The sequence below is a fragment of the Raineyella sp. W15-4 genome, assembly GCF_033170155.1.
Classification (GTDB): Bacteria; Actinomycetota; Actinomycetes; order Propionibacteriales; family Propionibacteriaceae; genus Raineyella.
The window spans coordinates 2,955,064-2,966,940 of record NZ_CP137079.1; the positions used below are offsets into that span (position 1 = coordinate 2,955,064).

Sequence of the window (11,877 nt, forward strand, 5' to 3'; positions counted from 1 at the left end):
TGCTGCGTGGATCCCCGGTCGGGTGGATCCTCCGGCAACCTACTCCGGTGGTCGACGCGACGCCCGTCGACGCCGCGTCGACCGCGCAGTTCAGCCGCGGGCCGCGACCAACTCGGCGATCTGCACCGCGTTCAGCGCGGCGCCCTTGCGCAGGTTGTCGTTGGAGACGAAGAGGGTCAGGCCCTTGCCCGCCGGCGCGGACTGGTCGCGGCGGATCCGGCCGACGTACGACGGGTCCCGGCCGGCCGCGTCGAGCGGGGTCGGCACGTCCATCAGCTCGACGCCGGGGGCGCCGCGGAGCACCTCGACGGCCTGCTCGGGGGTGACGTCACGCTCGAACTCGGCGTGGATCGCCAGCGAATGGCCGCTGAAGACCGGCACCCGCACGCAGGTGCCGGCGACCAGCAGGTCGGGGAGGTGCAGGATCTTGCGCGACTCGTTGCGCAGCTTCTGCTCCTCGTCGGTCTCCCCGGTGCCGTCCTCGACCAGGTTGCCGGCGAACGGCAGCGCGTTGAAGGCGATCGGCTTGACGTACGGCCCGTACATGTCGGGGGTGATCCCGGCAGCGGCGCCGTCCAGCGCCAGCCGGCGCGGGTCGGGCACCGCGGCGGTCTGCTCGGCCAGGGTGGCGACACCGGCCACCCCGGAACCGGAGGTGGCCTGGTAGGTGGCCACGATCAGCCGGCGCAGGCCGGCCAGGTCGTGCAGCGGCTTCATGATCGGCATCGCGGCCATGGTGGTGCAGTTCGGGTTCGCGATGATGCCCTTGGGCGGGTCGATCGTGTCGTCCGGGTTGACCTCGGAGACGACCAGCGGCACTTGCGGATCCATCCGCCAGGCCGAGGAGTTGTCGATCACGACGGCGCCCGCGGCGGCGACCTTCGGCGCGACCGCGAGCGAGGTCTTCTTGCCAGCGGAGAAGATCGCGATGTCGAGGCCGGAGAAGTCGGCGGTCGCGGTGTCCTCCACCGTCACCTCGCCGCCGTCCCACGGCAGCTTCGTGCCGGCCGACCGGGCCGACGCGAAGAAACGGACCTCGTCGAGGGGGAACCCGCGCTCCGCCAGCAGCGTACGCATCACGCCGCCGACCTGACCGGTCGCCCCGAATACTCCAACTCGCATGGATCCCAGCGTACGGCACGCTCCGGCAGCCCCCGGGAGACGACCGTCCCGCCCGCGCGGCGGCTCTGCTGGGGTCACCCTGGGTGCCTGGGTCAGGGCTGGGGGAATGTCCGGTGCGGCCCGTACGTGACCTTTGCCACAGTGAACGTCAACGCCCGAGCCAGGGCGGGTGCCGACGAAGTCACCTGGAGGAACACATGGCACATCCCAGCATCGACGCCCTCAGCATCGATCTCGACGCCCTGATGGTCGAGAAGCCCGACGAGGGCAAGTGGCAGCTGAACCGGTCGGTCTTCACCGACGAGCAGCTCTTCGACCTCGAGATGAAGTACATCTTCGAGGGCAACTGGGTCTACCTCGCCCACGAGTCGCAGATCCCCGAGGTCGGCGACTACTTCACCACCTACATCGGCCGCCAGCCCGTGGTGATCACCCGCGGCAAGGACGGCCGGCTGCACTGCCTGATCAACGCCTGCGCGCACCGCGGCGCCATGCTGTGCCGCAAGAAGACCGACAACCGGACCACCCTCACCTGCCCGTTCCACGGCTGGACCTTCCGCAACGACGGCACCCTGCTGAAGGTCAAGGACCCCGACGGCGCGGGCTACCCCGAGCAGTTCGACACGAACGGGTCGCACGACCTCACCCACGTCGCCCGGTTCGACAGCTACCGCGGTTTCCTCTTCGGTTCACTCAACCCGGATGTCGTCGGGCTCGAGGAGCACCTGGGCGACACGACCCGGGTGATCGACTGCCTGGTCGACCAGTCCCCCGAGGGCCTGGAGGTGCTGCGCGGCGCGTCCACCTACACCTACGACGGCAACTGGAAGGTCCAGGCGGAGAACGGCGCCGACGGCTATCACGTCACCGCCACCCACTGGAACTACGCCGCGACCACCGGCCGGCGCAGCACCGGGGAGTCGACGAACACCACCCAGACCGTCGACGCCGGCAAGTGGGGCAAGCAGGGCGGCGGCTACTGGTCCTTCCCGAACGGCCACCTGTGCCTGTGGACGTACGCCGCGAACTACGAGTCCCGCCCGCTGTTCCCGAAGCTGACCGAGCTGACCGAGAAGTACGGCAGGGCCAAGGGCGAGTTCATGGTCACCGGCTCGCGCAACCTGTGCCTCTACCCGAACGTGTTCATCATGGACCAGTTCTCCACCCAGATCCGTCACTTCCGGCCGGTCGCGGTGGACCGGACCGAGGTCACCATCTACTGCATCGCCCCGAAGGGCGAGTCGGCCGAGGCCCGCGCCCAGCGGATCCGCCAGTACGAGGACTTCTTCAACGCCTCCGGGATGGCCACCCCGGACGACCTGGAGGAGTTCCGCTCCTGCCAGAAGACGTTCCTGGCCTCCGCCGCCCCGTGGAACGACATGTCCCGCGGCCAGACCCACCAGATCGCCGGCCCGAGCGACTTCGCCCGTGAGCTCGGCATGGACGAGGTGCTCTCCTCCGGCGTACGCAACGAGGACGAGGGCCTCTACCCCATCCAGCACGAGTACTGGCTGACGCAGATGAAGCGCGCCCAGGCCGCCGAGAAGGCCGCCGAGGCCGAACTGCTGTCCGAGCTGGCGTGAAAGGACCGACCGGAACCATGACGACCGTACAGCACCCGACCGTGCAGGACCCGACCTTCCGCCCGACCGCGCCGGTCCCCGGCGCGCCCGCCCCCACCGTGGCGTACGCCGCCGCCGACGTCCACGTCGACCAGCACGCCGTCGAGCAGTTCCTCTACCGCGAGGCACGCCACCTCGACGACCGCGACTTCGACCGCTGGCTCGACTGCTACGCCGAGGACGCCGAGTTCTGGATGCCGGCCTGGGCCGACGACGAGGAGCTCAGCCGCGACCCGCAGACCGAGATCTCGCTGATGTACTACCCCAGCAAGGGCGGTCTGGAGGACCGGATCTTCCGGATCCGCACCGAACGGTCCTCGGCGACCTCACTGCCGGAGCCACGGACCTCCCACAACATCAGCAACGTGGAGGTGCTCGACCGGCGCGGCGCACTGGTGGACGTGCGGTTCAACTGGCACACCATGTACTTCCGCTACCAGACCGTCGACCCGTACTACGGGACCTCGTTCTACACGATCGACTTCTCCGGCGAGACCCCGCTGATCCGCCGCAAGGTCGTCGTGCTGAAGAACGACTACATCCACCACGTGATCGACATCTACCACGTCTGAGTCGAGAGGCACGACATGTCACACCAGGTCGCACTGACCTTCGAGGACGGTGTCACCCGCTTCGTCACGGCCCAGCAGGACCAGACGGTCGCCGAGGCGTCCTACCGGGCCCGGATCAACATCCCGGTGGACTGCCTGGACGGCGCCTGCGGCACCTGCAAGGCGTTCTGTGAGTCCGGGAGCTACGATCCCGGGTCCTTTCTCGAGGACGCACTGAGCCCGGCGGAGGCCGCCGAGGGCTACTGCCTGCCGTGCCAGATGACGCCGCGCTCCGATCTGGTGGTCCGGATCGCCGCGACCTCGGAGGTGGCGAAGACCGTCGCCGGCACCTTCCGGGCCACGGTGGCGGACCTCCACCGCTACAGCGACACCGTGATCGGCTTCACCATCGAGGTCGACGACCGGGACGCGCTGTCCTACCTGCCCGGCCAGTACGTCAACATCGAGGTGCCGGGCACCGACCAGCGGCGCTCGTACTCGTTCAGCACCTCGCCGGACCAGCGGCAACTGAGCTTCCTGGTGAAGATCACCCCCGGCGGGGCGATGTCCACCTGGCTGACGGAACGGGCCGCGGTCGGCGACCGGCTGACCCTGCACGGGCCCAACGGCTCGTTCTTCCTGCGCGAGGGCACCACCCCGCTGCTGCTGCTCGCCGGCGGCACCGGCCTGGCCCCGATCCTGGCCATGCTGCGGACCGCCGCGTCCGCCGGCAGCACCCGTCCGATGCACCTCATCTACGGGGTGAGCACCGACAACGAGGTCGTCGAACTGGACACCCTCGCCGCCTTGCAGGCGCAGTTGCCGCAGTTCACCTGGGACTACACCGTGTCTGACCCGGCCAGCACGGCCGAGCGGAAGGGCTACGTCACCGCCCACATCGACCCGCGGAACCTCTACGACGGCAACGTCGCGGTCTACCTGTGCGGACCGCCGCCGATGGTCGAGGCGGTCCGGACGCACTTCCGGACCATCGGACTGGAGCCGGAGGGCTTCTTCTACGAGAAGTTCTCACTGGCGAGTTCGTCCGCGTCCCGCGACCACGGGGTCGAGGTGCTGGAGGCGGAGGTCGGCGAGACCGTCGCCGAGCAGGCCGCCGGTGCGGTCGTGCTGGAGACCACCGGCGTGCCGGCCGCGCCGGCTCCGGTCCCGGCCGGCGTCACCGCCGCCCTCGGCACCCTGCCGGCCGGTGCGGCCGGTCTGGTCGAGGCGGTCCCGGCCGGCGCCGACGCGTACGACCTGCTGCCCGCCCCGCGGGCGGTGGGAATGGCGCCGCTGGGCTCCGGGGCAGCGACCCTCCCGGCCGACCCGACTGCCTTCGCGATCGGCGGGTTGACCCTGTCCGGCACCCGCGACGAGGTGGCCGAGGCGTCTGCCCCCGGTGCCGCGGCGCTCGCCGCCGGCCCCGGGGAGGAGGCGTACGCGATCGGCGGCACCGTCCAAGGACCGCAGGGGTACCCGCCGCTGCACGACCCGGTGCTGGCCGCCGTCGTCCCGGTCGCGCCGGCCGAGGAGGTGGCCCCGGACGGCTACGTGATCGGCGAGGAGCACCCGTCGATCCTGCGGTCGGACGCCCTGTTCGACGCCCGCACCGCGCTCGAGCTGGGGGTGATGGAGCTGACCATCGGCCGGCTGGACAGCGGGCAGCTGACCGGCTACCGGATGCTCGCCGACGCCTGCCGCCCGTTCGTCGACGGTGTCCGGTTCGTCGATGCGGACGCCTTCACCGACACCAATGCGGTGTTCCACGAGTACCCGTTCACCTTCACCGGCAACGAGCACCTGCTCGAGGCGTACCGCCGGCTCGGGGTCGCCGGGCACATGCACGAGATGCTGCCGCACGGCCAGTGGTGTCACCCGGACGTGATCGGTGACCACGACCGGATCATCGACGCCTTCGCGGCCGGTGACCGGGAGCTGGCCCGGCGGCTGATCATCGAGCACGCCGAGCACGGCAAGGAGACCACCCGGCGGGCGATGATCCGCGGCGGTCTGCTGGACGAGCCGGGCTATCTCAGCCCGGGCCGGTTCACCGGCAAGGTCGTCCTGGTCACCGGCGCCGCCCAGGGCATCGGCGCCCGGGTGGCCCGCCGGATCGCCGCCGAGGGCGGCCGGCTGGTCCTCGCCGACCGGTCCGGCCTGCTCGACGAGGTGGTCGCCGGGATCTCCCGCACCGGCGGCACCGCGACGGCGGTCCGGGCCGATCTGGAGACGTACGCCGGCGCCACCGCGGTGGTCGACGCAGCGGTGGCGGCGTACGGGCGGATCGACGTGGCCATCCATGTGGTCGGCGGCACCATCTGGCGCAAACCGTACGAGGAGTACCGGGAGGAGGAGATCGAGCAGGAGATCCGTCGCTCGCTCTTTCCCACCCTGTGGTCCTGCCGCGCGGTGCTGCCACAGCTCTACGCCCAGGGCCACGGCACCATCGTCAACGTCTCGTCGACGGCGACGATGGGGCTCAACCGGCTGCCGTACGCCGCGGCGAAGGGTGGGGTGAACACGCTGACCAAGTCGCTGGCCTTCGAGGCGGCCCCGCACGGGGTCCGGGTGGTGGCCACCGCACCGGGGGGCACCGAGGCCCCGCCGCGGCGGATCCCACGCGGCGGCGAGCCACAGAACCCGCAGCAGGAGGCCTGGCACCAGGTCACTGTCGACCAGACGGTGGAGTCCTCGCTGCTCAAACGGTACGGCACCCTCGACGAGCAGGCGGCGGCGATCTGCTTCCTCGCCTCGGACGAGGCCTCCTACATCACCGGCTCGATCCTGCCGGTGGCGGGGGGCGACTTCGGCGGATGATCCCCGGCGGAAAGGCGCCCGCGCCGGTGCGCCGGACCTATGATGCTGCAATGCAGCCGGCGGAGTCGCCACTGATCGGGCGGGAGCGTGAGCTCCGGACGCTGAGCGAGCTGTTCGGGACCGCCCTCGCGGGGGCGCCGGCGGTGATCGTGGTGGCCGGGACCGCCCATGTCGGGACCACGGCGCTGGTCACCGAGGCGGTCCGCCGGGCCCGGCGGGCGGCACCCGGCGCGCAGCTGCTCCGGCTGCGGGGGCTGGCCTGGGAACGCCGGCTGCCCGGCGAACTCGCCCGGCGGTTGTGCGCCGCGGCGGACGCCCGCGACGGCGTCCGCTCCCCCGGGTCACCGCCGGTGACCGCCGCGGGCCCTCCCGCCGCCGACCCGCAGGCACTGACCGCAGCGGTCCTCGACCGGCTCCGGGGCGGGCCGGCGGGCGGGCTGCTGCTGGTCGTCGAGGACGCCCAGCACGCCGACCCGGCCTCGCTGCGGGTGATCTCCTCGGCGGTCGAACGGCTCGCCGCAGCACCGGTCGTCGTGGTCCTCGAGATCACCGTCGAGGAGACGAGCGACCCGGAGCTCGCGGCGGTGCTGCGGGCGCATCGGGCCGACACGGTGCTGGTCGGCGGGCTCGGGGCGGATGCGGTGCGTGATCTGGCCCGGTCCCGCGGTCAACTCCTCAGTCCCGACGCGGCGCGGCGACTGGCCGCCTTCACCGGCGGGCTGCCCGGGCTGGTGGTGGAGTTGCTCGACGAGTTCCCCGGCCTGGACCGGGAGGCATCGTACGACGCCCTGCCGGCGCCGCGCAGCGTCCGGCAGGAGCTGGCCGCCGTGCTGGGCGACGCCACCGGCGGGGTCCGCGACCTGGTCACTGCGCTGGCGGTGTGCGGGCCGGGCACCCCGGCCGGTGAGGTCGCCGCGCTGGCCGGGCTGGCCGACATGCTGCCGGCACTCGACGAGGCCCGGGCCCGGGGTCTGCTGCGGGTCCGCAGTCATCAGGGTCGGCTGACGCTCGCCTTCACCACTCCGATGCTGGCCGCCGCCGGGTACGAGGCGGTCGACCTGGTCACCCGGCGCCGGCTGCACCTGGCGGCGGCGGAGCGGGCCACCGACGACTTCGACCGGGCCCAGCACCTGTTCGCCGCCGGCCAGGGACCCGACGCCCCGTTGGCCGAACGGACCGCCGCGCTGGCCGAGACGTACGCCGCCGACGGCCGCTGGCGGCAGGCCGCCGACAGCTGGGTGCTCGCCGCCCGGGGACATCCGGACCGTGGGCTCAGCCGGCGCTACCTGGAGCTGGCCCTCGACGCGATGACCGGGGCCGGGGACCTGCACGAGGCGGAACTGCTGGCCCAGGAGGTGGAGTCCTTCCCCGGCACCGCCCGGCGCGACGAGGCCCTCGGCTACCTGGCCACGGTCAAGGCCCGCCGCGGGGCGGCCGAGCAACTGCTGCACCGGGCCCTGGCCGAGGCCGGTGACGACGCGGAGGTCGAGGCGATCGCCGCCCACCGGCTGTCCCTGCACGCGCTGGGCGAGGTCGATGCCGAGGCGCTGGTCACCTGGGGAGACCGGAGCATCTCGGCCGCCGACCGGCTGGGCCGGCCGGACCTGCCGGCGGCCGTCGAGGCGCACACCATGCTGGGGCTGGGCCTCGGCATGGCCGGGCGGGTCGCCGAGGCGGAGGCGGCCTACCGGCGAACCCTGGAGGTGCTGGTCACCGGGGCCCAGCGGCAGCGGGCCCTGATGGGGCACGGCTGGCTGGAACTGGCCTGGGACCGGCCCCACCAGGCGATCCAGGACTTCCAGGCCGCCATCCCCCAGGACTTCTGGCAGGGCTCGTCCCGGGTCGCGCTGTGGGCGTCCGGCTGGCTGGCCCGGGCCCACCTCGAGGTCGGCGAATGGGACAGCGCGATGGCCGTCGTCGAGCGTGCCCAGGACCTGCTCGACCGCACCGGCACCGAGCTGATCGCCCCACTGATCCACTGGACCGGGGCGGAGATCAGCGCGCTGCGCGGGCTGTCGGCCCAGGCCGACTGGCACGTCTCCCAGTGCCTCGCGGTGAGCTCGGAGTACCTGGTCACCCGGTTGCCGACCGCGATGGCCCGCACCCGGGTGGCGCAGGCCCGCTCCGATGCGGCCGCGAGTCTGCACGCAATGGAGCCGATCGCCACCGCCCAACGCCCGTCGAGCGTCGACGAGCCCGGCTTCTGGCCCTGGCACGACCTGTGGGCCGGCGCGCTGTCGCTCACCGGTCGCCTCGACGAGGCGGACGCGTTCCTGCGCCCGCACGAGCAGCGGGCCCTGGAGGCGGGCCGACACAGCACGACCGCCCGGCTGGCGATGGCGCGCGGCCGGCTGACCTCGCTGCGGGGCGACATCGAGGGGGCCCGGCAGTCCTTCGAGGAGGCGCTCGCCCTGGTCGAGGACGCGCCCTACAGCTACCTGCGGACCCGGATCAACTTCCTCTACGGCCAGGCGCTGCGGCGGGCCGGCAAGCGCCGCGAGGCGGGGGTGGTGCTGCGCCGGGCGCTGGACGGCTTCTCCGCCGTCGGGGCGTCGGTCTACGTGGAGCGCTGTCACCGGGAGCTGCAGGCCGGCGGCGCCGGCGGGACCCGCCCGGCCGGTTTCGACGTCGAGTCGTTGACCGCCCAGGAGCAGGCGGTGGCCCGGCTGGTGGCCCGGGGCCTGAGCAACGCCGACGTCGGTCGAGAGCTGTTCATCTCGGTCAAGACGGTGCAATTCCACCTGACCCGGGTCTACAGCAAGCTCGGCGTACGGTCCCGCACCGAGCTCGCCGCGCACCGCGGGGAGCTCACCGAGGCCACCGGATAGGACGCACTCGGCGGGGGGCTCAGAGCCAGCCCACCCGCGGGGCCAGCACGGCGTAGCCGACGAAGGCGACCACGTCGATGGCGGTGTGGGCCACCACCAGCGGCAGCACTCGACCGGACCGCCGGTACCAGAGGCCGAAGACCAGCCCCATCACGATGTTGCCGGCGAAGCCACCCCACCCCTGGTAGAGGTGGTAGCTGCCGCGCAGCAGCGCCGAGGCCACCAGCACCGCCCACGGCGGCCACCCCAGCCGCGGCAGCCGGTCGAAGAGGTAGCCGACGACGATGACCTCCTCGAGCAGGCCGTTCATCAGCGCCCGGGCCACCAGCACCAGCATCGCCCAAACACTGGTGCCGAGCCCGGCGGCCTGGACGTCGGCGGCCAGCCCGGCGGCCCGGGCAGCCAGGAACAACCCGAGCCCCGGGACACCGATCAGCGCCGCCAGCCCCAGCCCGGCCGCGAGATCACGCCCCCAGCCGCGGCGCCGCAGGTCCATCCCGATCGCCGCCCAGGGGGCGGCATGGGTGCGGCCGAGCAGGTACACCGCGAGCAGCGCCGGCACCACCGGCAGCAGGGTCTCGACGACCTGGTAGATCGCGTCGAGCCAGGGCCGGTCGGGCACCAGCGTCGGGTTGAGCTGGCTGGTCTGGGCGGCAACCCCGCCCGGCCGGGTGGACATGTCGATGATCGACAGCACCGCGTAGACCGCCGACCGGCCCAGCGAGACGAAGAGCAGCAGTAGCACCTCCAGCGCGTACGCCGCTCGCGGCGCGGCGGTGGTGGGTCCCGCCGACCGTTCCTCGGCTGCAGGTCCCCGCACCGGAGCCTCCGGTGGCTGTCCGGTCACGACGGCTGCGGGGCGAGGTCGACCGACTCGGCCACCCGATCGCGGGTCCAGGCGAGCGCGTCGGCGAGGGTGCGTTCCCGCGCTGCCCGGCTGTCCGCGGCACGGGTGTTCAGCTCCAGGCACAGGTCGCCGGTGTAACCGTGGCCGATGGTGTGCTGCAGGACCTGTGCGGCGTCCTGGTTGCCGGTCCCCGGGGCAAGGTGTTCGTCGCGGAAGGACCCCAGGCCGTCGGTCAGGTGCATGTGCTGCAGCCGGTCGCCCCAGGCCCGGGCCAGGTCCAGCGAGCGCACCTGCGCGGTCGCGGCGTGCGACAGGTCCAGGGTGAGGTGCTCGAACGGCTCGTCGGTCGGGTCCCAGGTCGGCCGGTAGGCCTTGTACTCCCCCGCCGGCGTACGCCACGGGTACATGTTCTCGACGCAGAACCGCACCCCGGTCTCCCGGGAGACCTCGGCGATGCCGGTGACGAACCCGGTCGCGTAGTCGCCCTGCCAGCGGAACGGCGGGTGCACCACGACCACGTCGCAGTCCAGCGCCAGCGCCATCTCGGCGGAGCGGCGCAGCTTGTCCCAGTGGCCGGTGCCGCGCCAGACCAGCTGGGTGACCACCAGGGTCGGGGCGTGGATCGAGGTCACCGGCACCCCGTGGTAGTCGCGCAGCTTCTCCAGGGCGTCGACGTCGGCGGCGACCTGGTCGATGCCGATCATCACCTCGACCCCGTCGTAGCCGAGCCGGGCCGCCACCTCGAACGTGCTGGCCGTCGACTCCGGGAACATCGACGCGGTGGAGAGGGTCACCAGGTTCCGGGAACCGTCACCGCTCGCCGGGCCGCCGGCCGTCCCCGCTCTGTCGCTCTCCGTGGGGTCCGCCTGGGTGCTGTCCATCTGTGGTTCTCCGGGGTCCTGGGCCGACGACCGGTCGGTGGCGTACGTCCCGCCGCTGCGGGGCACGGTTCCAGAGTAGCGAGGCCGCGGAGGCCCGCCGGGGCGCGGCAGGACCGGCGGCGACCGGCGCTCAGCCCAGCGCCGAGGTGGCGGTCGGCAGGTCGGTGTCGACGTGCTTGATGGACCGTGCCTTCAGGCCGTTGCGCTGCCAGTACTGCAGGTGGTCGAGGTAGTTGAGGATGACACCCTCACGCAGCGCCCACGGACACAGCTCCACCGACTCCGCGCCGGTCAGCTCCATCACCGACTCGGCGACGATCGCGCCGGCCAGCAGCTGCTCGGCACGGTCCTTGGAGACCCCCGGCAGCTCCGCCCGCTGCGCCGGGGTCATCGCGGCGAGCCGGTCGACCCAGCCGGACAAGTCGGCCAGCCGCAGCTCGCGGTGGACGTACGGCCCCTCGCTCGACGGCGCCGCGCCGCCGGTGATCCGGCCCAGGGACCGGAAGGTCTTCGAGGTGGCCACCCACCGGTCGAACGGCGCGCGGCGCAGCAGCTCACCGACCACGGCGCCGATCTCGGCCCGGACGTAGCGCCGGCACGCGGCCGGCCCACCCTCGTCCTTGTACATCCGGTACATCCGGCCCGCGCCGACCGGCACCGACAGCGCCACCTCCGGCTCCTCGTCGGAGCCGCCGGCCATCTCCAACGACCCGCCGCCGATGTCGAGCACCCCGAGGCGCCCGGCCGACCAGCCGTACCAGCGCCGGACGGCCAGGAAGGTGGCCCGCGCCTCGTCCTGCCCGGACAGCACCCGCAGTTCGACCCCGGTCCGGTCCTTGACCGTCGCCAGCACTTCTTCGGTGTTGCTCGCCTCCCGCAGCGCGGAGGTGACGAAGGGGAGCACCCGCGAGCACCCGGTCGTCTCGGCGAATTCCTTGCACTCCTGGACCATCGCCACCAGGGCGTCGGTGCCCGCGGCGGAGAGTGTCTCCTCGGCGGTGATGTGCTCGGCCATCCGCATCACCCGCTTGTGCGAGGCGGCGGGGATCGGCGGACCACCGACCCTGGCATCCACGACCAGCAGGTGGACGGTGTTGGACCCCACGTCGAGCACTCCGAGCCGCATGCGCCCACGGTAGTGCACCGGCCACCGGGCCCGCCCGGGTCGTCTGCGGATCCGCGCCCGGGCCCGTGGCCGGCACCTAGGAT

General features: G+C 72.7%; 8 protein-coding genes. 4 read left to right on the top strand and 4 right to left on the bottom strand.

What is annotated here, in order from left to right; genetic code table 11:
- Positions 1 to 90: 90 nt before the first annotated feature.
- Positions 91 to 1,131 carry an aspartate-semialdehyde dehydrogenase gene (locus R0145_RS13860; RefSeq protein WP_317840255.1) on the bottom strand — a complete coding sequence of 347 codons (1,041 nt, stop codon included), beginning with the start codon at positions 1,129 to 1,131 and terminating at the stop codon, positions 91 to 93.
- Positions 1,132 to 1,319: 188 nt separating this feature from the next.
- Here R0145_RS13860 and benA point away from each other — a divergent pair, with 188 nt between their 5' ends.
- From benA to R0145_RS13880, 4 genes are read left to right on the top strand one after another with little or no spacing between them, the layout of a single operon-like run.
- Complete coding sequence (benA, locus tag R0145_RS13865) at positions 1,320 to 2,705, top strand: benzoate 1,2-dioxygenase large subunit (RefSeq protein WP_317837453.1); 1,386 nt, start codon at positions 1,320 to 1,322, stop codon at positions 2,703 to 2,705.
- Positions 2,706 to 2,722: 17 nt separating this feature from the next.
- Positions 2,723 to 3,316, top strand: coding sequence for a benzoate 1,2-dioxygenase small subunit (gene benB / locus R0145_RS13870; RefSeq protein WP_317837454.1), 594 nt, complete (start codon positions 2,723 to 2,725; stop codon positions 3,314 to 3,316).
- Positions 3,317 to 3,331: 15 nt separating this feature from the next.
- Positions 3,332 to 6,112, top strand: coding sequence for a benzoate 1,2-dioxygenase electron transfer component BenC (gene benC, locus R0145_RS13875; protein ID WP_317837455.1), 2,781 nt, complete (start codon positions 3,332 to 3,334; stop codon positions 6,110 to 6,112).
- Positions 6,113 to 6,162: 50 nt separating this feature from the next.
- A complete protein-coding gene (locus R0145_RS13880) occupies positions 6,163 to 8,940 on the top strand; it encodes a LuxR C-terminal-related transcriptional regulator (protein ID WP_317837456.1) in 2,778 nt (925 codons plus the stop codon).
- A 19-nt stretch (positions 8,941 to 8,959) separates the two neighbouring features.
- On the opposite strand, the gene R0145_RS13885 is transcribed toward R0145_RS13880, so the two are convergent.
- The 3 genes from R0145_RS13885 to R0145_RS13895 all read right to left on the bottom strand — a co-directional run bounded on the left by R0145_RS13885 (position 8,960) and on the right by R0145_RS13895 (position 11,794).
- On the bottom strand, positions 8,960 to 9,760 hold the full coding sequence (locus tag R0145_RS13885) for a CPBP family intramembrane glutamic endopeptidase (protein WP_317837457.1): 801 nt from the start codon (positions 9,758 to 9,760) through the stop codon (positions 8,960 to 8,962).
- A gap of 23 nt (positions 9,761 to 9,783) precedes the next feature.
- Entirely contained in the window at positions 9,784 to 10,734 is a 951-nt protein-coding gene (locus tag R0145_RS13890; RefSeq protein WP_317837458.1) for a sugar phosphate isomerase/epimerase, read from the bottom strand.
- 64 nt (positions 10,735 to 10,798) lie between these two features.
- Positions 10,799 to 11,794, bottom strand: a complete 996-nt coding sequence (locus tag R0145_RS13895; RefSeq protein WP_317837459.1) for a Ppx/GppA phosphatase family protein — start codon at positions 11,792 to 11,794, stop codon at positions 10,799 to 10,801.
- Between the last annotated feature and the right edge of the window lie 83 nt (positions 11,795 to 11,877).

Excerpts from the sequence above, each read along its gene's own strand:
- benA (WP_317837453.1), top strand. The coding sequence starts at position 1,320 with ATGGCACATCCCAGCATCGACGCCCTCAGCATCGATCTCGACGCCCTG.
- benB (WP_317837454.1), top strand. The coding sequence starts at position 2,723 with ATGACGACCGTACAGCACCCGACCGTGCAGGACCCGACCTTCCGCCCG.
- benC (WP_317837455.1), top strand. The coding sequence starts at position 3,332 with ATGTCACACCAGGTCGCACTGACCTTCGAGGACGGTGTCACCCGCTTC.
- R0145_RS13880 (WP_317837456.1), top strand. The coding sequence starts at position 6,163 with ATGCAGCCGGCGGAGTCGCCACTGATCGGGCGGGAGCGTGAGCTCCGG.
- R0145_RS13895 (WP_317837459.1), bottom strand. The coding sequence starts at position 11,794 with ATGCGGCTCGGAGTGCTCGACGTGGGGTCCAACACCGTCCACCTGCTG.